This is a genomic window from Actinomadura fulvescens, from assembly GCF_039533225.1.
GTDB classification, from domain to species: Bacteria; Actinomycetota; Actinomycetes; order Streptosporangiales; family Streptosporangiaceae; genus Spirillospora; species Spirillospora fulvescens.
The window spans coordinates 111,914-133,761 of sequence record NZ_BAAATD010000012.1 but is presented as its reverse complement, the minus strand read 5'-3'; the positions used below and the strand labels follow the sequence as shown (position 1 = coordinate 133,761).

At 66.8% G+C, this 21,848-nt stretch carries 19 protein-coding genes; 10 read left to right on the top strand and 9 right to left on the bottom strand.

The window, feature by feature from the left end; genetic code table 11:
* The first annotated feature begins 591 nt into the window (after positions 1-591).
* The 4 genes from ABD333_RS35800 to ABD333_RS35785 all read left to right on the top strand — a co-directional run bounded on the left by ABD333_RS35800 (position 592) and on the right by ABD333_RS35785 (position 4,806).
* Positions 592-1,791: a hypothetical protein gene (locus ABD333_RS35800; RefSeq protein WP_344547009.1), complete on the top strand. Its 1,200-nt coding sequence runs from the start codon at positions 592-594 to the stop codon at positions 1,789-1,791.
* Between the two features lie 290 nt (positions 1,792-2,081).
* Positions 2,082-2,378: a tyrosine-type recombinase/integrase gene (locus tag ABD333_RS35795; protein WP_344547008.1), complete on the top strand. Its 297-nt coding sequence runs from the start codon at positions 2,082-2,084 to the stop codon at positions 2,376-2,378.
* 901 nt (positions 2,379-3,279) lie between these two features.
* The gene (locus ABD333_RS35790) at positions 3,280-3,927 is read left to right on the top strand and encodes a hypothetical protein (protein WP_344547007.1); all 648 of its coding nucleotides are present in this window, start codon (positions 3,280-3,282) and stop codon (positions 3,925-3,927) included.
* 12 nt (positions 3,928-3,939) lie between these two features.
* Positions 3,940-4,806: a shikimate dehydrogenase family protein gene (locus tag ABD333_RS35785; RefSeq protein WP_344547006.1), complete on the top strand. Its 867-nt coding sequence runs from the start codon at positions 3,940-3,942 to the stop codon at positions 4,804-4,806.
* A 737-nt stretch (positions 4,807-5,543) separates the two neighbouring features.
* On the opposite strand, the gene ABD333_RS35780 is transcribed toward ABD333_RS35785, so the two are convergent.
* The 4 genes from ABD333_RS35780 to ABD333_RS35760 all read right to left on the bottom strand — a co-directional run bounded on the left by ABD333_RS35780 (position 5,544) and on the right by ABD333_RS35760 (position 9,937).
* Positions 5,544-5,960, bottom strand: a complete 417-nt coding sequence (locus ABD333_RS35780) for a hypothetical protein (RefSeq protein ID WP_344547005.1) — start codon at positions 5,958-5,960, stop codon at positions 5,544-5,546.
* A 657-nt stretch (positions 5,961-6,617) separates the two neighbouring features.
* Positions 6,618-7,409: a lamin tail domain-containing protein gene (locus ABD333_RS35775; RefSeq protein ID WP_344547004.1), complete on the bottom strand. Its 792-nt coding sequence runs from the start codon at positions 7,407-7,409 to the stop codon at positions 6,618-6,620.
* Between the two features lie 215 nt (positions 7,410-7,624).
* Complete coding sequence (locus tag ABD333_RS35770; RefSeq protein WP_344547003.1) at positions 7,625-7,852, bottom strand: hypothetical protein; 228 nt, start codon at positions 7,850-7,852, stop codon at positions 7,625-7,627.
* 1,482 nt (positions 7,853-9,334) lie between these two features.
* Positions 9,335-9,937, bottom strand: a complete 603-nt coding sequence (locus ABD333_RS35760) for a hypothetical protein (protein ID WP_344547002.1) — start codon at positions 9,935-9,937, stop codon at positions 9,335-9,337.
* 112 nt (positions 9,938-10,049) lie between these two features.
* Here ABD333_RS35760 and ABD333_RS35755 point away from each other — a divergent pair, with 112 nt between their 5' ends.
* The gene (locus ABD333_RS35755) at positions 10,050-10,511 is read left to right on the top strand and encodes an Lrp/AsnC family transcriptional regulator (protein ID WP_344547001.1); all 462 of its coding nucleotides are present in this window, start codon (positions 10,050-10,052) and stop codon (positions 10,509-10,511) included.
* A 925-nt stretch (positions 10,512-11,436) separates the two neighbouring features.
* Here ABD333_RS35755 and ABD333_RS35750 read toward each other — a convergent pair.
* From ABD333_RS35750 to ABD333_RS35740, 3 genes are read right to left on the bottom strand one after another with little or no spacing between them, the layout of a single operon-like run.
* Entirely contained in the window at positions 11,437-12,666 is a 1,230-nt protein-coding gene (locus tag ABD333_RS35750) for an MFS transporter (RefSeq protein WP_344547000.1), read from the bottom strand.
* A gap of 42 nt (positions 12,667-12,708) precedes the next feature.
* Entirely contained in the window at positions 12,709-14,379 is a 1,671-nt protein-coding gene (locus tag ABD333_RS35745) for an FAD-dependent oxidoreductase (RefSeq protein WP_344546999.1), read from the bottom strand.
* A gap of 49 nt (positions 14,380-14,428) precedes the next feature.
* The gene (locus ABD333_RS35740; protein ID WP_344546998.1) at positions 14,429-14,587 is read right to left on the bottom strand and encodes a hypothetical protein; all 159 of its coding nucleotides are present in this window, start codon (positions 14,585-14,587) and stop codon (positions 14,429-14,431) included.
* A gap of 76 nt (positions 14,588-14,663) precedes the next feature.
* On the opposite strand from ABD333_RS35740, the gene ABD333_RS35735 reads away from it, so the two are divergent.
* A complete protein-coding gene (locus ABD333_RS35735) occupies positions 14,664-15,026 on the top strand; it encodes an ArsR/SmtB family transcription factor (protein ID WP_344546997.1) in 363 nt (120 codons plus the stop codon).
* 124 nt (positions 15,027-15,150) lie between these two features.
* Here the strand turns inward: ABD333_RS35735 and ABD333_RS35730 are convergent, their stop codons facing one another.
* Positions 15,151-16,272 carry a flavin-containing monooxygenase gene (locus ABD333_RS35730; RefSeq protein ID WP_344546996.1) on the bottom strand — a complete coding sequence of 374 codons (1,122 nt, stop codon included), beginning with the start codon at positions 16,270-16,272 and terminating at the stop codon, positions 15,151-15,153.
* Between the two features lie 95 nt (positions 16,273-16,367).
* Between ABD333_RS35730 and ABD333_RS35725 the strand changes: the two genes are divergently transcribed.
* Positions 16,368-16,751, top strand: a complete 384-nt coding sequence (locus tag ABD333_RS35725; protein WP_344546995.1) for an ArsR/SmtB family transcription factor — start codon at positions 16,368-16,370, stop codon at positions 16,749-16,751.
* A gap of 104 nt (positions 16,752-16,855) precedes the next feature.
* Here the strand turns inward: ABD333_RS35725 and ABD333_RS35720 are convergent, their stop codons facing one another.
* Entirely contained in the window at positions 16,856-18,334 is a 1,479-nt protein-coding gene (locus ABD333_RS35720) for an alkaline phosphatase PhoX (RefSeq protein ID WP_344546994.1), read from the bottom strand.
* 616 nt (positions 18,335-18,950) lie between these two features.
* Between ABD333_RS35720 and ABD333_RS35715 the strand changes: the two genes are divergently transcribed.
* The 3 genes from ABD333_RS35715 to pstA are packed head-to-tail and all read left to right on the top strand — an operon-like array spanning position 18,951 to position 21,763.
* The gene (locus ABD333_RS35715; protein WP_344546993.1) at positions 18,951-19,925 is read left to right on the top strand and encodes a PstS family phosphate ABC transporter substrate-binding protein; all 975 of its coding nucleotides are present in this window, start codon (positions 18,951-18,953) and stop codon (positions 19,923-19,925) included.
* Complete coding sequence (gene pstC / locus ABD333_RS35710) at positions 19,926-20,876, top strand: phosphate ABC transporter permease subunit PstC (protein ID WP_344546992.1); 951 nt, start codon at positions 19,926-19,928, stop codon at positions 20,874-20,876.
* On the top strand, positions 20,873-21,763 hold the full coding sequence (gene pstA / locus ABD333_RS35705) for a phosphate ABC transporter permease PstA (RefSeq protein ID WP_344546991.1): 891 nt from the start codon (positions 20,873-20,875) through the stop codon (positions 21,761-21,763). The genes pstC and pstA overlap by 4 nt, the downstream gene beginning before the upstream one ends.
* Positions 21,764-21,848 lie beyond the last annotated feature (85 nt).

Sequence of the window (21,848 nt, the reverse complement as noted above, 5' to 3'; positions counted from 1 at the left end):
CGCTGCGGACGCGTGGTCTGGCCGACGGCCTGCAGTGTTCGCGTGATCGCATGGCCCAACAGCGAAACGTCACGCAGAGCTGACAGGCCGACCACTCACACGCCGTCGGGGAAGTCGTCCTGGAGTTCTCGGGCGGCCTCCAGCACCACGCGCGTCTTGCCGACCCCGCCGACGCCCGTCACCGTCACCATGCGCCCAGGCGGCACAACCGCCTGAGCCCCTTCAGTTCAGCCTGCCAGCCTGCCAGCCTGCCAGACCGGACGACCGGAGGGTCAGATCGCCCCTCCGACGCGCAGCGAACTCGACCACGATCGCCTCAACTCCCCACCAGCGGCTCCGACTATGCGAAGCCCTCGGGACCCGAACTTCAACCGAGTGATCTGGGCCAATGCGGATTTGTTGTAGCCACAAGCGGTCCAGCCCGGCCGCTGACGCGAGACGTGCTCTCATGCCGCCGAGCGCGCCTCCGGGCTCGTCGTGCCGAGCGGTCCAGGTATGCCGCGGCCAATCCGTCAGAGTCTCGCGGTGAGGTCGTCCAGGTCAGCCGCTGTCCGCGTGGTCGGCCCTGGGGTTCGGCGGTAGGTTGGCTCGGTGGATCGAGAGGTGTTCGCCGCGCGGTTCGCCGCATCGGCGCGCGCCGCACAGGAGTTCGCTCAAACATTGGTCTCCGAAGAGCTGCCTGAGCCGTTGGTGTTTCGGGTACGGCTCAACCAATCCTACGATGGGCACGCTCCGAAACTCGGTGAGTTGAGGTTCCCGGAAGACGGCACCCAGCGGCGGGCTGTCGCATTGAGCAGGTGTGACGCGGAAACCGTCGTGGCTGAATTGTGGCGCGACCATTACATTCCCGAATGGGTGAATGTCGCGGTGGTCGGCGAGACGGGCGTGGCGACGGTTGTCGAGGTTGTCTGTTGCGGGCGTTTCACGAATGATGATTCTCGGCTCTATCACCGCGAAGAAGGGGCGCCGCCCTTCCACGTTCTGGGTCCGGCCCTGCCGCCTGGGCACGACGGGACCCCGTTCAGCATCCACACCCGTACCGAATGCTGGGATCGGTCCGGCTGGGAACACCTGGCGAGCGTCTCCAACAGGGTGTGGTCGTTCTCCCTGATGACCGAAGAGTTCGACGGCGGTCTGCTGTCGGCGTTGCCGGACATGCCAGGTGTCGAGATCTTCGAACATCGAGCTTGTTCCCTCGGAGCCGCGGCCCTGTCGGCGTTCCTCCGCTTCCCCAGGCTCCGGGTCTTGCGCCTGCACCTCACACAGCCGAGCGTCTTCCACGCCGGCGCCCTTGGCGGGACACTCAATGCCCTCACCGATCTGACGATCACTGATCTTCCACCGCGTCCGTGGGGCCAGGAAACACTGCCCGAAGTCGCTCCCCAGCTCACGCACGTGCGCCTCAGCGCGCCGGAAGCTCTCTGGCTGGACGCCGCCTTCTCTCCGTCCCTGTCCACCGTGAGCCTTACCGCGGCCAACGTCGCCGGTTCGACGAGGCTGCCGGCAAAGCTCGACAGCCTGACCATCCGACTGACATCCGCCACCGATGAGGACCTGGCAAAGCTCATCGACGGCGTCACGCACGTCAGATCGCTCAGCCTCCGCGGGACACCGGTCACCGATGCGATCATTCCACTGCTCGAAAGATACGACCTCGACCACCTCGACCTGGTCGATACCGAGGTGACGGCCACAACCCTGTCCCGATTCCACGCCGACCATCCCAAGACGAGCGTGCTTCCACGACCCGACCCTTCCAGCCGAGGACCGGACGACCCCCGCTACCGGTAGACCAGGCCCGAACATCCGCTCATGCCGCTGGCCGAGATCAGTTGCGGGCCGGGACATGCCCTGTCAGGTCGACCACGGAGTGCTACCTGACGACTGGTGAATCGGCCCCGTTGTGCGACCGGTCCCCGGCGCCGACCGATAGCGAAGACCTGCTTCGTCGGGCCGAGCCGGCCGCTGACGCTGAGGCAGCACGGTCACCAAGTCCTACGCGTGGTCGGCAGCGGCATCCACCCGGGTCGTGCTGGTACCTCCTCCACGGGCGGTCGGCAGAGGCATCGACCGCGTCGTCGGTGACTGAACCGGCGGGCCGATCCTGTTCAACGCCCGTGGAGCCAGAATGGCATGCCGCAAGCCGGTTGCGCGGACTCGCGGCCCAGTCTGTCGCCCAGCTCCCGCGGATGCATCCGCACATGCTCCGGTACACCTTCTTGATCACCATGCTTGACGCCGTGGTCGACCTGCGCGATATGCGGATCGCCGCACGCCACGCAGACCCACGCACCACCATGCGCTATGACCGAGCCCGCAACAACCTCGACCGACACCCCGACTACATCCTCGCCGCCTACATTGCCTCCGGCACCTGAACCAAGAGCCAAGCCGGAACACGGTGGTCTGCCGATGAGCGGATCTTTGTGATCAACACCTGCGCCAACCGGCGCCAGATAATCTGGGCTACACCAAAGCGGCGGTTTCCACCCGGTGACCGGCCTGGCGAACCAGGCGAGCCTGCAGTCGCTGAGGGGCGACCCGATGCCTGTATAGAGCGCCGACAGCCTCAGACGAGCATGGATGGATGATCTCGGGGAACCCACGCGCTGGCCTATGTCTCGATCACGGTGCCCGACGCCGGCGTTGCCCTTCGAGTCAGACTGGGTCTCCTCGCGATGATGGCGCTGATCTTGATTTCTGACTTACCGGGGGGATTCATGGTCTTCAGCTTCTTCGCAGAGGGACGAAGCCCGGACGAGTTGCCTCCACTTATTCGGTGGCGATGAGTGTCTTGAGGCCATGATCGACATAACTCTGAGGGCTGCGATTCACGGCGTAGTATGAAGCGGCGCCAGTGTGGTCCGGAACATTTAGCCGGTGAGGTCTTCGGTAGATCGTCCTCAACAGTGATGAGCCGTTGATCCGAAGAAAGATCCACAGCCAACCGGAGGCTGCATGGCCACATAGGGTCAGTGACACGTACGATCTTGACCATTGCCGATCGCGCAGTAGAATCGGCGCCACGCGGCACCATTATGTTGAAAGTAACAACATATCAATCCCGCAACGCAAAAAGAGAGAGCGAGTGAAATAAAGTGCGTGCGGGTATGCTGAGCCTCTCCGAGGGCGATGGAGAGCGGATGCATGATGTTGAGTTCATTTGCATCACTGGTGTTGGGCGTTTTGGGTGCTATTCCCATCGTGATCTCGGCAGCGTATGTAGTGAGCCGTTGGCGAAAAGTGCGGCGAGTTCTTAGATTTCAACCTGCCGGAAGAGTGGATCTTGTTCTCACAACCTCTCTTCGGCAGTTGAAGCCGCAAGGGGGTAGGGTTGCGGTCGTCCGTCACCTCGCTCCCGAGGGAGACATACTGGCGATTGCTGCGGCCGCTGCCGCGATCTCCAAGAACTATAGGTCTAAGAAGATAGTCACCCATGTCAGTGAGCGGGTCCGTGGGCCCCTTGACGACGATCTCATCATCTTTGGAAGCTCGGCCAGTAATCGCTACTGCACCGATTTCTTCGAGCGGTTCACGCTAGTCCAATCACTAGATCTAAAGTTCGATATTCCGAACGGAAGTATTTCGATAGACCAGCCGGCCGGCGGCCCAAGATTCGAAGTCGACGCCTTCGATATTAGAAAAGAGAGAGATGGCCTTCCGCGTCGCGACCTTCTTTTCATTGCCACTGCCGCGAATCCGTACAACGCCGACCGGCGGGCCGTGGTATGTGCCGGATTTACGACCTATGGGACCGGGGCCGCTGGCGAGATATTGTTCACTCATATCTTGGGTGAAGCTGACTCTCGATGTCGGGATCTACGGCGAGTCATCGAATGCGACTCCTCGTTTCTGATTATTGAGTGTGGGCTTGAGTTTGGAAAACTGGTTCACTGGGAAGTCTTGTACTTGGTCGATAGCTCCTGAAAGGTTAAGTTAATGGGATACGCCGCCCTGATAGGAGATCCCATCAAGCACAGCGTGGCCCCTCTCATGCATCAACATTTCGCAGAACTGTCACATATGGATTTTCAGTACCTTAAAATTCGCGTGAGTGTCGACGATCTCGCATCGTCGGTAGCTGCAATGCGACTGCTTGGATTTTCTGGATGCAACATTACTCTCCCTCATAAGGAGGATGTAGCTCGATTCGTCGATCGCTTGGAGGAGCCCGCGCTGCTCTGCGGCGCGGTAAACACGATCGTGTTCAAGGGTAATGAGACAGTCGGTTTTAATACCGACTGGATCGGCATTGTGAAGGCTCTAATATTCCTGGGTTTCCCTGAAAAGGCGGCACGTGGGCGGGCGGTGATTCTGGGGAGCGGCGGGGCGGCTCGGGCCGCGATATATGCGTTGCAGCAACTCAAGTATGAGTGGATAACTGTACTCTATGTTGACCCGCCGGATCGAAAGACAGCCCGGCTGCTTGGCCAGTCGAAGCAACTGGGTGTCGATATGCGGACTTACGACTATCTTGAGCGGGTGATCGACACGGCCGAACTCGTTTGCAATATGACGTCAGCCGGTATGGCAGGAATGAGCCCTTCACCATTTGTGTTGACTCGCCTTGATGGGATAAACCTCGAACAGAAGTTCTTTCTCGATGCTGTATTCAATCCCGTGCAAACTCCAATGGTTCAATACTTTGAACAACGAGGGTCGGTCATTGTAGATGGAGTTTGGATGACGATCTTTCAGGGAATTCCGGCGTTCGAGGCCTGGAACGGGAAGGAGCTAGAACTGTCCAGGGTCCAGATAAATGAGCTCTATATGCTCATGGTAAACGCCATAGGCATTCAGGCATAGGAAGGGTGTCATAGGTCATACGCGCGCTCCAGCTTTGACGCATGCGACGAGCATGAAAAGTGTAGGCCTGCCTTGGTGTTGCCTTGCTCCAGCTCGGCCGTATGTCACCGGCGGCGAGATTCCAGATCTGAATCCCGCGCTCGAAGCGCCGGTGATAACAACGGGACGACCGGCCCCAACGTGCAGACCACCTGTTCCAGAATTTCTCTGACCCTTTTGAGCATGCGGATCCTATGCCCGGCGGACAGATCCCAGGCCCCCGTGATCGTCGATTACGCTGACGGCGACGGTACGTCCGTCCAGAGACACACTGGCGATCCGGGCGACGAGGCCGGAAGCCAGGGAGTCAGACTCACGACGGGCGGAAACCTCCGCTCATGCCGCGGAGCGCGCTTCCCGTTTGAGTGGCCGGTAGATCCGCAGCCGGGTGCATACGTCCGCCTGCAGGCATTGGCTCTTGGGCCAAGGCCTCCAGCCTCTGGCGAGCGATGGAGCGCAGGCTGTGTTCAGCTGCGTGGATGCGGGGTGACTTGGGTCCGGTCGGCGAACCGGAGTGATCGCTTCTTGGATGCGGCGAGGGGGATGGGTTCTGGGCGTCCGTGGCTTTGGGGCGCCTCTACCCGCTGGGGTGGCACCTGCACGTCGCTGGCGGAAGACCCGGTGTCTGGAGCTCGCGGTTTCGCAAAGCCAGGGTGTTGTTAGCCAGCAACGGCCACTGTTCCTGCTCAAGCACTGGCTTAGTCGTTGACGCTGGGGTCGTCCTGGTCAGCTTGGATGGCGGTGGATCGAGCGCGTTCGACGTTCACCAGCGTCTCGACCCGGGCCTGGGCGTGTTTCACCGCCTCGGCGAGGTTGCGTTTCTCCCTGCGGATGCCCGCGGGATCGACAAGCGAGATGAGGCCGGCGTCGAGGCCTGCCGACCGGGCGAACGAACGGGCCCAACCGCGGATCTCCGAGTGGTCGATCGGGAACTCGTAGGCGGGAACCGAGCAGAGGGCGCGTTTGAGGTTCTCGGTGTGGAAGGAGATGAGGGATAGGTCCTTGATCAGCTCGTGGGGAAAGTCGAGATCGAGGTCGTAGATGCGGTGGTGAGCTCGGTCGACGGCGCGGAGGCGGGCGAGGACGCGACGGGCGGCGCGGCGGCGGGTGTGCATGAGCGCGATGGCGTGGGTGCGCTTGCGCAGGGCCCGGTCGAGGACGGGGTCGAGGCAAGCGACCTTGTGGGCGATGTCGGTGAGGATGCAGGCCAGTTCACCAAGAGCGGCGCTTCGGCCGGTGGGAGCGGCGTTCAGCGGTACCTCCTCAGCACACGCTGGGTGGTCGGGACGTCACCGCGATGCTCCCACGTGGCCGGCACCGTTTTCAGTTCCCCTGCGCCGGGCCCCCGTGATCCACCAGCCCGCCCATCAACCTCACCCAGCTGTAGCCGGTGCTCCGGCCTTCGGCGGCGGTGGTGACCTCGTATCAGCTGGGCGTGGGACTGGTGGCGGGAGCGGGCCGCGGCCGACGAACCAGCCAGCAGGACGGCGGCGGCCGCAGCGACAGCGGGAGCGCGCATCCGGGGGCCTCTTGTCGGGAGGCTGAGGCGGGACGGTCTGGCACAGCGTCTTGCCGACTGGTCGCGACCCGATAGCCAGCCGGTGAACTCAGCAGATGGTGATAGCAGCCTCCCCACCAAGGCCGGGCAGACGATGGCGTCGACCACCCGGCAGCCCTCGCCCACCTCGGACGGGGCGGGCACGGGCGATGTGACAGCGGCCAGCTAACAGCCGCCCACCACGGCGTGACACCGGCGGCCAGATAGCTCCCCGCTAACTGGCCGCTGACACGATACGGATCAGCAATACTGCTGGCGTCCATGGATTCCCAGGAGCAAGTGTCGGCGGCCTCGCTGCTGGGGTAGCGCAGGTAGGCGGTGTCGCCGGTGTTGTTCCATACATATGCCCGGCGGCCCAGTACCGGTTGGCGGCGGTGTTGCCCCGGCCCTTCAGGACGAAGGAGCCGAAGGTGTAGGTGTAGCCGGTCTTGTCGCGCAGCCGGTCGCCCTTGAGTTGCCGCGCGGTACGCGACTTGTTGATCAGGCGCACCCACTCGTCGTTCAGCGAGGCGTTGGAGCGGGTGTCCTTGCTCGGCGATTCGTGCCACAGGCGTAGATCTGAACGGCCGACGCCGTCGGCAGCCCCACATCCGCGATCGACATGACCGCAGCCGCTCCGTTGAGAGAACCGCGTTAACTCCGGTGTCCCTTCCGTCGATGAAGCCCCAGAAGTATCAGGCACCAGCCGACCACAGTGAGTGATGGTCACAGGTGGACGTCCGGTGAATCCGGTCCCACCAGCGGCGTCGCGGCAAGGCACGTCACGGGACGGCGAGCCCGGGTGCACCTGGCCACGTCCACAGCACGCTGCGCCGAACACGGTCATGGAGCATCGAAGACGATCTTCGTTGATCGACGCCAGCACGAGGGGCCGATTGATGCGGTGGATCCGCCGGAAATACGCTGGCAAGGGCCGTTCAGCATGACCGAGTTCAAGCGTCGCTGCTGCGGCCGGGGCCGGAGGATTGCCCACCAGGGCATTGCCTTCACCGGCGTCCAAGGTCAAGATCGAACGCTACCGCGGCAGCAATATCCCGATCCCCTGGACCACCGAACGCGCAGGCACGTGGAGCGCCCGGTGTGTGTGGAGATGCGCACGCCGGGTGCGGCGGGCGGGCCGGGAAACAAACCCACTGTGAGGCATCACGGCAGGGCGCCTTGGTCCGACCCGAGCCCAGCGCACCTATTCGCCGAAGCGCGCACGTCAACGTGGCAGGGCGGCTAACCGCCGCCGAAGACATGGTTGATGGCCTGGCCGGCGCCCTCGCCGGCGCCCTGAACGGTTCCGCCGACGCCGCCTAGGCCGATCCCTCCGAGGCCCTGACCGACGCCCTGCGCCGCCGATCCGATGATGTCGCCGATACCGTTTTGCGCATGGGCGGGGGCGGTGAGGGTCAGCATCGGCGTGGCGGTCAAGAGGATGACGGTGAGCCGAGCGGGATTGCGCACGAGTGGTCCTCTCAGGTTGGCGCTGAATGGCCGTCGAGCCACATCGCTTCCTGTTTCCGTCCGTGAGCATGATCATGCGGTGAGTAACCGAAGGCTGGCCGGGGTCGCTAAGGTCCGAGGTCTCGGGCCGCGACCAAGGGCGACGGTCGTCCTTGCGCCAGGCGGCAGCCACGTGCGTGCTGGCGGCCAGTTCGATGCGGCGGAATGCGACGCTGCTGAACCGGGGTCCGCTGGATGCTTGCTGGCACGCCCAGTCCGGCTTCGAGCATTGCCCAAACGATCTGGCATTTCACTGCGTGGTGTGTCACCTGCGGTTTGAAGCGCGCGGCGTGGCACAGCACGACGATCCGGTCGTGCAGCCGCGGCAGCAGTACGAAGGGTGAGCCGTCTAGTTCGGCGGTCTTGACGGTCGGCCGTGCCGCGAGGGCGGGCGGCGTGGGTCAAGCTGTCGGCCTGCAGGTTCATGGACCGCTGCCGCCCGGTCTTCACCTTCGCGGCAGGTCCATCGGCTCGGACCGGGGTGCTCCGCCAGGATCGGCGCGGGCGTGAGCCGCTGCACGAAGCACGTGGCCCGCCTGAGACCCGCCGAGGGCATCGACGGGATCGCCCAACTCCAGTAGCTGATCGCCGGGCACCTGCCCGAGGACGCCGCTGCGGCCGATGTGGTCATCGGTATCGAGACTGATCGCGGGCCTGGGTGACGGCAGGGGTCGCCGCCGGTTATCAGATGTTCGCGATCAACCGATGCAGGTCGCCCGTTACCGGGAACGGCACTCGACCGCAGGAGCCAAATCAGATCAGGGTGATGCGCACACCCTGGCCAAACTTTGTCCGACTGGATCGTCCGCATCATCGGCCGGTCGCGGGCGACAGCGACCTGACCGACGTGGATCTGATCCCACGTGGGCAGCGCCTGCGTGAAAGCGCTCTGGACTGCGTCCCGGGCCTTGTACAGCAGCCGCACCCCCATGACGAACCCCACGAGCGTCTTGAACTCGGCCTTGTAGAACGCCTCCAGGTACTCCATGGGCGCCGGTGTCTCGGCGGCGGGTCTGTACCTTCCGGCCAGTTCGGTCCAGAAGACAACGCTGCGGAGGAGACTTGTTCATCGGCCACCGTCGGCGAGAGTTCGAACTCCACGATGAGCATTCGGATCACGCGGCGGGGGCCGCTCTGGTTCCGGAGCGCTTGAAGCATCCACTTCGTCGGGTGAGCGTCTCGAGAACGGCCGGAATGAATGTCCCCACCGTCTCCGATTCGTTCGTGGCCATCACTCGCGTCCGTTGGAGGGTCTCGGGTAAGACGGGACACTCGGGGATTTGCGGGGGCAGAACTCCTGCGCGCCCTCAAAGTTTCTGGATGGGCTTTCTGGACGGCGTCGGCCCTGTGTCACTACGCGTGTCCAGAGAAGCGGATGTGTTCGGACGCGATGGTGCCGGGTCTGTCCTGCCAAGGAGCCTGGGCGTGGACTCGGCGACGTTCTTAGGAACGGACGCCTTCACCGGTCGGTTGTCCGGTGCTGTGGGCGCGGATGAGCATGAGGATGCTGGCGGCTACCCCTGTGAAGCCGAGGACGATCAGGCGCGGGTCGGACTTGTGCAGTCCATACAAGCCCCAGCACAGGAGTTCGGCGAGGACGAGCGTCCACGTTCCGCGTGAGATGCCGGTAGGCCGATGGGTGCGGTAGGCAGTCCATACCGACGGCGCGACCTGCAGGATGAATGACACCGTCAGTCCGGTACCCAGGCCGGCTCGGCCGGTGAGGAGCGCGGCGACGGTGAGGATGGCGGCCCAGCCCGCGGCGATCGCGGCGGGGCGCAGCGGGAAGCCTGCCTGGCGGCCGAGCAGGACGGCAAGGGCGCCGGCAAGGACGGTCGCCGCGATGGCGGGCACCAGCGCGGTCCACAACCGCGACAGCGCGAAGTAGGCGATCCAGCCGGCGTTGTTGATGCTGGTCAGCGCGGCCCAGGACCACGACACTCCGGCCCGGTTGCCGGTGCGCCACACCACGGTGAGTTGCGGCAGAAATTGCGGGACCGCGAACACCGTCGCGACGACTGGCATCAGGTCCAGGATCGGGTCCATGTATGCAGATTCACCTCTCGATGCATGTATGGCAGCGAGGTTATGACGGACGGCCTGGGGTTTTCTGTCAACTTCATGCTCATAAGGCGGTGGTGGTGAAAGAATCCGTGGAGTGGACGCGATTGATCGACAGATCCTTGCCGAGCTTCAGAACGAAGGGCGGCTGACCGTCACCGAACTCGCCGATCGGGTCCGGCTCAGCGCGGGCCCGTGCCACCGTCGCCTGCGCGAGTTGGAGCGGACAGGAGTCATCACGGGGTATCGGGCGGTCGTCGACCCGGCCGCGGTCGGCCTGGGGTTCGAGGTCCTGGTCAGCGTGACTATGGACCGCGAGGACTCCACCACCATCGCCGCGTTCGAGGACGCGCTGGCCGGTCTTCCCCAGGTACGGCAGGCGGAACGACTGTTCGGCGACCCGGACTACTTGCTGCGCATCACCACCACCGATATGGAGGGATACGCGAAGTTCCGCGATGACAAGCTCGCCGCCCTGCCCGGGGTTCAGCGGCTCACCTCGACCATCGTGATGAAACGGGTTGTCAAGGACCGGCCGCTGCCCATCGCATCGCGCTGACACCCCACGGCACGTCTCTTAACGGGACTCCTTGGAACCCGAGAACGGCCCACAAAACACGATGGTCCCGGCAGCGTGCAGAAGCCGCCGGAGCTTCATGCCGTCCAGGGGCGCCCGGCCAGTAGGTGAGCCGAGTTGGGAAGCGGTGGCTGGCAGTTGCCGGTCGGCTCGGGTGGCGGATGGGATCATCAACCGGAGCCTCCGGACCAGGAAGACGCGCTTGACCTTGCCGTCCGCCGGCAACCTTCCAGCGCGCCTGATGGGCGGGACGCTGCTATCCCCGGCCATGCAACAGGAGTTCACCAAGCCCGTGTCCGCCGGTGACGGGACTTACGGCTGGGGACCTGGCCTCGGGTGATTCCAGACGTCCTGCGGCCGGAACTGGGGAAAGAGTAGCGGCATCAACGGCTACCAGACCGGGGTCTACAACCGGGACAATGAGGGGGAAGCGGGTCGCTTTCGCCGCTACTGTCTCTGGCGGCTACGCGACCAGCGGACAGGCCCAGCCGAAGCGCGCAACAAGGCCGTCTGCGCCCTGTCCGGGCAGAGAAGTGAGAAGCTGGGTCACCGCTAGTAGACCCTTGGTCAGAGCCCCGATTTCGGTACGTCAGAGCCCTCTGGAAAGTTAGGTTTCAGGGTCGGCTTCTCTCCAGCCCTGCGGGCCGAGATGGATCAGGCCGGGGTGAGGTCGCCCCTTGACGCTGCTAAGAGCGGACTGCAGACGGATGTGGTCACCGGTGCCGTACCCGCGTTCCTTCCCGGAAGACTTTGACTTGTCGGCTCCCGTTCTTCGGAGAAACCTCCGTCGCGGAGGTGGCGTGGCGCAGGGTCAGGCCAAGATGCTGGTGATCGGCCTCGACGTGGACACTCCATCGATCTGAGCCTCGTCTCCGCCGTCTGGCGCCCGTTCATGACTTGGCGGTTCTTACTTCAACGGGTGGTGGGCTGGTGTGCTGCCGGTGGCTAGGAGTGCGGACAGGGCGGCGGTGGCGGTGAGGGCAGTGAACAGTGCGGGGTAGCCGCCCAGGGTGGAGGCGAGGGCTGCGCCAGCCCAGGGGGCGATGGCTGCGGCGATGGTGATGGGGGCGGCCAGCACTCCGGACAGGGTGGCGTAGGAGGTGGTACCCCAACGGTCGGTGACGGCGGTGGCTTGTAGGAGGGTGGCGATGCCGCGGGTGGTTCCGGCCAGGACGGCGACGGCGATGAGGAGTGCGACGGGTCCGGGCAGGGCGGCGAGTGCGCCGGTGGTGGCTGCTGACAGGGCCAGGATCCACACGGTGCGGGTGCGGACGCTGGTGTGGCGGACCAGCAGGCCGTAGCCGAGGCGCCCGGCGACTTGGCCGATGCCGCCGAGCCCTAGGGCCCAGGCGGCGGTTGTAGGGCTGGCGCCGCGCGTGGTGAGCAGGCCGATGAGGTTGGTCAACACCGCGTACATCGCAAAGCCCGACAGGGTAAGGGCGGCTGCCAATAGGACAAAGGCGCGGCTTCGTACGACTGCGGCGACCGCCTCGCTTGGATTGTTCGCGGCGGTGGTGGTGTGGGCGGGCCAGGGGCGGCGCAGCGCGATGGCGTGCAGCGGGATGGTGATGGCGGCGAGCACTGCCGCTAGTGCCAGGTAGGTGTGCCGCCAGCTCAGGTGGGTTGCCAGGGCGTCGGTGAGGGGCGCGAAGACGGTGCTGGCCAGCCCTGCGACCAGGGTGAGGGTGGTGAGCGCGGCCAGGTGGCGGGGGGCGTAGTAGCGGGTGAGGGCGGCGAACGCGGGCTGGTAGAGCACCGCCGACATCGCGATTCCGGCCAGCAGCCAGGCGAGGGTGAACCAGGCCAGGTTGGGAGCGGCGGCCAGGACCAGCAGCGAGATGGTGGCCAGTACCGAACCGCCGGTCATCAATGCGCGAGGGCCACGCTGGTCCAGCAGGCGTCCGACCGGGATGCCGATCAGGGCGGCGACCACCAGTGCGGCGGAGAACGCGGCGGTGATGGCGGGGGTGGACCAGCCGGTGTCGGTGGTGATGGCGGGGGCCAGGACCGGGAAGGCGTAGTACAGCACGCCCCAGCTGGTGATTTCGGTGACGCACAGCGCGATCAGCGGGACGTTGCCGGTGCCGGCGGCGGGGGTGTCGGCCGTCGGCACCGGCGCGGGGATGGCTCGGCTCATGGAGGCGATGTCATCGTGAGGATTCGATGCAGTCCGGGCTGGTCAGGCGTCGCCGGAGTAGCCGTGCGCCCGGCCGGTGGCGAACCCGACGCGGGCGGGTGCGCCAGCGCCGATGGTGACCGGCTCAGGCGCGGCCTCGACGGCGCCACCGCAGCATGAGGACTCGGCCTGTTGGACCGCGACGGTCGCGACTGCGGGCGCGGTGGAGCAGGACGTGCCGCAACCGCCTTGCTCGTCGGTCTCGGCGGAGGCGCCGGGCAGCAGGTCTTCGGTGACCAGGTCGGTGGAGCAGACGCCCGTTTCGGGCAGGTCGAGCTGGACGGTGTCGGCGGCGGCGCGGTCTCCGGCCAGGGCAGCGACCACGGAACGGACCTGCTCGTAGCCGGTGGCCATCAGGAAGGTGGGGGCGCGGCCGTAGCTCTTCATCCCGACGATGTAGAAGCCGGTTTCGGGGTGGGCCAGGTCGCGTTCACCGTGCGGCGGGACGGTGCCGCAGGAGTGGAAGTTGGGGTCGATCATCGGCGCGAGCCTGACCGGTGCCTCGGTGGCCGGGTCCAGCTCGACGCGGACTTCGCGGAGCATGTCCAGGTCGGGCCGGAAGCCGGTGGCGGCCACGACGGCGTCGGCGGTGAGGGTGCGGTCGCCATCGGGCGTGTTGCCGGTGACGGCGACCGGGCCGGTGGCGGGATCGCCGTCGGATGCGGTGAAGCCGGTGATGGTGAAGCTGCGGACCAGGTCGATCGCGCCGGCCTGGACGGCCTGCTTGAGCCGGGTGCCCAGGGCGCCGCGTGCGGGCAGGCCGTCGGCGTCGCCACCGCCGTACAGGCGGGCCACCGAGTCGCTGCGGACGGCCCAGGTGATGCGGGTGCCGGGGGCCTGCTGGGCGAGTTCGGCCAGGGAGAGCAGGGTGTTGGCGGCCGAGTGGCCCATTCCGACTACCAGGGTGTGCTTGCCGGCGAAGCGTTCGCGGTCGCGGCCCAGTACATCGGGCAGCGGGCCGGTGAGGTAGGGCGCGGCGGTGTCTTCGCCGATGGCGGGCAGGCCGGAGTGGCCGAGCGGGTTGGCGTTGCCCCAGGTGCCGGAGGCGTCGATGACGGCGCGGGCGGTGATGTCGCGGACGGTGCCGCCGGTGTCGAGGGTGCGGACCAGCAGGGGACGCTCCTCGCGTCCCACCGTACGGGTGGCGTCGACGCCTTGGCGGGAGACGGCGATGACGCGGGTGCCGGTGTGGATGTGGTCAGCGAGCTCGGGCGTCTTGGCGAGAGGGAGGAGGTAGTCGGTGACCAGCTCGGCGCCGGTGGGGAGGTGGCCTGGGTCGGGTGCGGTCCAGCCGGTGGGCGCCAGCAGGCGGCGGGCGGCGGCGTCGGTGTCGTAACGCCAGGGGGAGAACAGCCGGACGTGGCCCCATTCGCTGATCGACGCGCCGACGGTGTCCCCGGCCTCCAGCACGGTGAACGGCAGGCCGCGTTCGGCCAGGTGGGAGGCGGCGGCCAGGCCGATCGGGCCCGCACCGATCACCACGACCGGCAGGTCCTGGTCAGCGCTGGAGCCAGAGACGCAGCCGCAGCCGGCGCCGGTCTTGGCCTCCAGCACGCTCACCGCGGGGTCCTGGGATCGCTCGGCGTCGGTGCAGCAGCCGTCCACGCCGCAACACCCGTCGGCCGCCTGCGGCTCCTCGTTCTGGTTACCGGTGTTCGGGACGCTGTCGTTCATGGGGTCTTCTCCTTACCTGAGGCAAATCGAGGTCGTGGGCGGCGAAGCGTCAGAGGCGGTTGCGGTAGGCGCCGGTGCGGACGCGATCGGCGTGCGCGGCCGAACGGCACGAGCGCGTGCAGACCTGGCCGGTGGATTCGTGGAGCTCTACACCGCCGGCGATGACCGTGGAGGGGCGGGCGGTGATCTCGCTGAGGAGCTTCTGCATCTCGGCCCCTTGTTTCGAAATTCGTCTAAGTAGGGCTCAGCTTGCATGCTGGATAGATCAATGTCAAATTAGATGCATGTCAAAGTTGGGGGCATTGGACGACGTCACCGCACCGGGGTGCTGTGCGCCGCTGAGCGGCCCGCTCATGGCCGCCGACGAAGCCGCTGAGCTGTCCAAGGTGTTCAAGGCGCTGTCCGACCCGGTCCGGCTCCGGCTGTTGAACCTGATCGCCGCGCACGAGGGCGGCGAGGCGTGCGTATGCGACCTGACCGGCCCGTTCGAACTGACCGCCCCGACCATCTCCCACCACCTGAAGGTGCTGCGCCAGGCCGGGCTGATCGAGGGCGAGCGGCGCGGGACGTGGGTGTACTACCGGGCCGTACCCGAGGCCCTCACCCGCTTGTCGGGTCTGTTCGCCCTGCCCGCACTCACCGCCTGACCTGGCATCCCACGCCGGGTCTCCCGGGCTGGCGCTCCGGCTCGACCACCGACCACCGGCCACCGGCCACCAGCCGTCAGCGGCCACCGCCCACCGGCCACCAGTCGTCAGCGGCCGCCAGCTGTCAGCGGTGGCTCGACGGCAGCGGCTGGTCGGCGGCCTGCCCTTGCGTGCGTGCCTGTTTCGCCAGCGAGCGAAGGACGTGGCGGGCGTCGGCGCCGACCCCGCGCAAGGTGGCCGAGGCGAATGAACGCTGCCACTCCAGCCCGACATACCCCAGTCCCGGATGGGTGGTGGAGACGCCGCCACGGTGGCGCGGCTGCCCATCGCCGTCGAGCGCGCCGAGGTCGTTCAGATAGCTGAGCTCGGGGCGGAATCCGGTGGCCAGAAGCACCACATCCACGTCTTCGCGGGTGCCGTTGGCCCACACCACTCCAGTGGCGTCCAGGCGGGTGAACATCGGCCGCCGGTCGGGGCGGCCCTGGGCGATGGCGGCCCGGTAGGTGCCGGTGTCCAGTACCGGGGTGCCCTTGCCGCCGGTCAGCAGTGGCCGCGCCCATCCGGCGCGATCCAGTCCGGTCCACTTGAACCACAAGTGCATGTCACGGCCCAGCAGCCGCTGGGGCAGGAACCGGAGCGGATGCCGGGTGGCCAGGGTGACGTTCGCGTACTCGGCCAGCTCGATGCCGATCTGCACCGCCGAGTTCCCGCCGCCGACGATCACCACCCGCTGCCCGGCCAGCGGCTCGGGTCGCCGGTACTGCGAGGAGTGCAGCACCGTCCCGCCGAACTCCTCCAACCCTGGTAGCTGAGGGCGGTAGGGGCGGCCAAACCCGCCCGAGGCGGCGATCACCTGCCGCGCTTGGAAGACCTGCCCGTTCTCACAGCGCACCTCGAACCCGGCATCCGCGCCGCCTGCGGCCGGGCTCGCCGCACTGACGCGGCTGACCTTGTGGTCGGTACGGATGTCGGCGTTCAGGCGTTCGGCGTAGCCGGCCAGATAAGCGACGACCTCATCACGGGTCGGATAATCCCCGGGGGCGCTGGGGAAGCTGGATCCGGGCAGGGCGCTGCGGGCGGCCGGGGAGAACAGGGCGAGACTGTCGTAGTAGTGCGGCCAGGACCCGGACACCGACGGCGATGCCTCCAGCAGCAACGGCGCGAGACCTAGGGTGCGGGCGGTGTGGGCGGTGGCCAGTCCGGCCTGGCCACCGCCGATGATGACCAGCGGTGCGGTGGTAGTCATGCGGCTCAACGTATCAACACTTCATAAAATGTCAATATGATGATGTGTGACTTAGAGTGAGGCACAGGCCCGGCGACACAGGAGGAATCGCAGCCATGACCGAACCGGTGACCCGCGCGGCGGCCGCGTCGAGCGCCACCGCCGACGGTGCGGCCGCGTGCGGCCCGGCCGACGCCGCGCCGCTGGACTCCAAGGCGCAGGACTTCCTCAAGGCGCTGGCCAGCGAGCAGCGGCAGCAGATGCTGGAGCTGTTCGCCGGCAGCGTCGAGCTGACCGTCGGCACCGTTGCCGAACGCCTCGGTGTCGGGCAGTCCAATGCCTCCCAGCAGCTGGCTCTGCTGCGCCGCGGCGGCCTCCTCGTCTCCCGCAAGGACGGCAAGCAGGTCTATTACCGGGTGGACGTGGCCACGGTGGAGAAATCCCTGGACGACCTACGTGACTATCTGCGCCGCTGCTGCCCGCCCAAGGATGGCTGCTAGCGGCCCACTCCTCCTCCTGGATCGGCGTGCCTGTTACCTGCTTACCTGGCGTGGTCGCCGGAGCCGGCGTTCATGGTGTCGCTGACTAGCTGGCCGATCGGGGCCTAGAGCGGGCCGCGGCGCCAGGGGCCGCGGATGGCGTACGTGCGGCCTGGGGGAGTGACGGCCACGGTGTCGCCGAGGTTGTTGGCGAAGAGGGTCGAGCCGTCCGGGCTGAAGCAGGCTCCGGCGAATTCGCTGTCGTCGGTGATGTTGACGGCGAACTCGAAGGGGGCGCCGCCGGGGTCGAGGCCGATGAGCCGGTTCACGTTCTCCAGTCCGGGAGCGAGCGGGTGGGGATCGGCGTCGGCGGACGAGGAGTCGTCTTCGCACAGGATGATGCCGCCGCGCGGCGTGAAGGTCAGGTTGTCGGGTGAGTCCAGGGCCTTGCGTCCGGGCGATTCGTAGACCAGGACGAGTGTGCCTTCGCCGCGGTGGCGGCTGGGGATGTAGCGCCACACCTGGCCGTAGCCTTCGCGGTAGCCGTCGGCGTTAGGGGCGTCGCCGTTCTTGGCGTCGCCACCGCTGGTGGAGTTGAAGTAGATGCTGCCCTCCCCGTACCAGCAGCCTTCCAGCCGGTTGAACTTCGCGCCGCCACCGGCCAGGCCCTGCTGGGTGCAGGTGGCCGCGCCGTTCTCCAGGTCGGGGTCGGGGTCCTCAATGCGGACCCATTCGACCGGCAGGCGGGCGCCCATGCGCTGGCCTTCGCGCGTGTCATGGCCGGGCCGGCCCTTGATCTTGAGCATCTCCAGTACGCCGCCCGCGGCAAGGTCGCGTGGGTTGCGGGGGCGGAACCGGTAGAAGCCGTCGGGCTTGCCGGAGTCGTCCTCGGTCTCGTAGACGTAGCCGGTACGGGGGTCGACGGCGACGGCCTCATGGGAAAAACGCCCCATCGCCTTGAGCGGCTGAGAGGAGGCCGGCTCGCCGGGACGGGGACCGCGCAGCGGCACCTCGTAGACGTAGCCGTGTTTCTGTTTCCACCCCTGCTTGGGCCCGGCGATGGTTTCCTCGCACGTCAACCATCCTTGGTGGCGGTACATGATGCCGCCGGCGCAGTTGACGATGGTTCCGTTGAGGCTGACGAAGCTCTGGAGCACCCGTCCGGTGTGCGGGTCGACGTCGAGTGTGGTGGTACCGGCGACGCCGAGTTCGTCGTAGCGCGCCGAACCCGGGACGTAGACCCGTCCGGTGGGGTTGCCCGGGGTGGTGCGCACCTCGTGGTTGCGGATCAGCCGGACGGCGCCGCGTCGTGGGCTGGCGAAGGCGGCCATCCCGTCATGGGCGATCGGCGTGGCCACGCCATCGTCCATGGTCGAGCCCGTGGTTCCGAAGACGGTGTAGGAGAACCCGGCGGGCAGCGCCAGCAGCTCTTCGCCGGTGTTCTTGGCACGGGTGCGGCGGAGCGGTCCATAGCCGACGCGGTCATGGTGGGGACGCCCGGCGGCGGCCCAGGCGGCGTGCGAGCCCAGGGTCTGCGTCGCCAGACCCGCGGCGACGGTTCCGCCTGCGGTCGCCAGGAATCCCCTGCGGTCAAGTTGCGTCATCGCGAACGTGCCTCTCGGATGGATCGGGGTGGGACAGGCGTCGATCGTCGAACGTATAGATGTACGTCAATGTCTGACGTGGGTGTCGGCTGGGTGTCGGCTGGGTGTCGGCTGAGTGTCGGCTGGGTTGCGGGCTCCTTGCTGATGGCTGAACGCCGTTGGGTGCATTACGGCACGAGACGGACTTGTCGGCAAGGTGTCATGGAGAAGGCTCGGACCGTCGCGGAGGTGCAGCGTCGCCTCCTATCCCGGGCCGGCGTCGGCCTATAGACGAAGATCGATGCCTTCGTGCTGCTCTCCCGGTGTCCGAGGCTGGACAGCCCGCTACGTCCAGGTTCCGTTTTGACTGTGGAGCGCCCGCGTTTCCTGACATGGACTCACTGATCGTTCACTCGCCGCCTGTCCGTTCCGGCGCGGCGGTGTGCACCCGGTGATCAGGGCCAAAGCCACATGTGGCCTAGATCACCTCATAGACATTTATCTATATGACTGCCGGGGTTCATGACCGGTTCATATAGGCGGCCTTCGATGTGTACCGACAGAGTCGCGCCAACCTATGGAAGCGACCTCTCGCGGCGGAGCGGCTGCGGGCAGACACGAGATAGAAGGACACGACGTGGGCATCCCATTGCGTAGCTCGACCAAGGCCGTCACGGCCTCGGCGGCCCTGGTCGCGGCGCTCGCCGCGTGCGGCGGCGGTTCGGGCGATGACGGCGGTGGCGGCTCGGGGGGCAAGGAACTGCGCGGCACGGTCAAGGTCGACGGGTCGAGCACGGTGGCGCCGCTGACCACGGTGGCGTCGGAGTTGTTCAAGGAGGAGCAGGGCCGGGTGCAGATCCCGGTCGCCACGTCCGGCACCGGCGGCGGGTTCGAGAAGTTCTGCGCGGGCGAGACCGACATCTCCGACGCCTCGCGGCCGATCAAGGACGAGGAGAAGGCGGCCTGCGAGAAGAAGGGCATCAAGTACTCGGAGTTCGCGATCGCCAACGACGCGCTCACCGTGGTGGTGCACAAGGACAACACCTGGGCCCAGTGCCTGACGGTCGCGCAGCTGAAGAAGATCTGGGAGCCCGGCTCCAAGGTCAGCAACTGGAACCAGATCGACCCCACGTTCCCCAGCCAGCCGCTGAAGCTGTTCGGCGCGGGCACCGACTCGGGGACCTTCGACTACTTCACCGACGAGATCAACGGCAAGGAAGGCGCCAGCCGCAAGGACTACCAGCCCAGCGAGGACGACAACGTCACCGTGCAGGGCGTCTCGGGGTCCAAGGGCGGCCTGGGCTACTTCGGCTTCTCCTACTTCGAGGAGAACGCCTCCAAGCTGAAGGCCGTCCAGGTCGACGGCGGGAACGGCTGCGTCGCGCCCAGCGTGCAGACCGCGCAGGACGGCACCTACAAGCCGCTGTCGCGGCCGCTGTTCATCTACCCGTCGGCCGCCGCGCTGAAGAAGCCCGAGGTGCTGGCCTTCGTGGAGTTCTACGTCGCCAAGCACGCCGAGATCGCCAAGCGGGCCAAGTTCGTCCCGCTCAACCCGACGCAGGACGCCAAGCTCAAGCAGGCTCTGGCTCAGTTGAAGTCGCAGGCCGGCTAGATGGCGCACGCAGCCTCCGCGCGGCCGGCCGCGGGGACCCCGGGCGGGTCCCTGCGGCGGCAGCGTCCCCGTTACGGCGAGGCGATCATCAAGGGAGTGTTGCTGGCCGCCGCGCTGGTGTCGGTCGCCACGACCGTGGGCATCGTGATCTCGCTGCTGCCGCCGACGCTGCGGTTCTTCGAGCGCGTCGGCGTCTGGGAGTTCCTGACCGGCACCGAGTGGAGCGCCCTGTTCGATCCGCCCAGCTACGGAGTCCTGCCGCTGGTCGGCGCGACCCTGCTCATCACGGTGATCGCGATCGCGGTCGCGGTCCCGCTGGGGCTGGCCGCGGCCATCTACCTGAGCGAGTACGCCCATCCGCGCACCCGCAAGGTCTTCAAGCCCGTGCTGGAGGTGCTGGCCGGCATCCCCACCGTGGTGTACGGCTTCTTCGCCCTGGCCGCGATCACGCCGCTGCTGCAGGACCACTGGCCGTGGGGCGAGGGCCCCGAGGTCTTCAACGCCCTGTCGGCCGGCCTGGTGATGGGCGTCATGATCATCCCGACCGTGGCGTCGCTCTCGGAGGACGCGATGACCGCCGTTCCCCAGTCGCTGCGTCAGGGCGCGTACGCGCTCGGCTCGACCAGGCGGATCGTCGCCATCCGGGTGGTGCTGCCCGCCGCGCTGTCGGGCATCGTCGCCGCCGTCGTGCTGGCGATCTCCCGGGCGGTCGGCGAGACGATGATCGTGGCGATCGCGTCCGGCAACCGCGCCAACCTCACCTGGGACCCGCTGCAGGGCATGCAGACGATGACCGGCTACATCGCCCAGGCCGGTGAGGGCGACCTGCCGATCGGCTCGTTCGACTACACGACCATCTTCGCGGTGGGCGGGCTGCTGTTCCTGCTGACGTTCATCATGAACGCGGTCAGCATCCGCCTGGTCCGCAGGTTCCGGGAGGTGTACGAATGACCGCGACGCTGCAGCAGACACCCGCGGCCGGCACACTGGAGGGACGCCGGCGGCCCCTGGAGCCGGTCTTCAAAGCGATCCTGCTCGCCAGCCTGGCCGTGGCCGTCATCTTCCTGGGCATCCTGCTCGCCTACGTCATCACCGAAGGCTGGGGACGCCTGGACTCGCGGCTGTGGACCAACTTCCCCTCCAAGCTCTATCCCGAGCGGGCCGGCGCACAGTCGGCCATCATCGGCACGGTCTACGTCGTCGGGCTCACCGCGATGTTCTGCGTGCCCATCGGCGTGATGACGGCGATCTACCTGGAGGAGTACGCCGACCGCGACCGATGGTGGAACCGGATGATCGAGCTCAACATCCAGAACCTGGCGGCCGTGCCCTCCATCGTCTACGGCATCCTCGGCCTGGGCATCCTGGCCCGCGGCTTCGGACTCGGCCGGACGCTGATCACCGCCGCGCTGACGTTGTCGCTGCTGGTGCTCCCGGTCGTGATCATCGCGGCGCGGGAGGCGATCCGCGCCGTTCCCGGCTCCATCCGGCAAGGCTCGCTGGCGCTGGGCGCCACCCAGTGGCAGACGATCTGGCGTCAGGTGCTGCCCGCGTCGGTGCCCGGCATCGCCACCGGCACCATCCTCGCGCTGTCACGGGCGATCGGCGAAGCGGCACCGCTCCTGCTGCTGGGCGCCGTCACCCACATCACGTTCAACCCCGAAAGCGTCACCGACTCCTACACGGTCCTGCCGATCCAGATCTTCAACTGGATCAAGCTGCCGGAGGCCGAGTTCCACACCCTGGCGTCGGCGGCGATCGTGATCCTGCTGGCCATCCTGCTCGTCATGAACTCGCTGGCCATCTGGCTGCGCAACCGCTACCAGCAGCGATGGTGAGGCCGGTGACGACCCCGACATCCCATGGAGCTTCCGTGCCGGACACCACCAGGCAACAGAAGACGACCGGGCACGACCAGGCCAC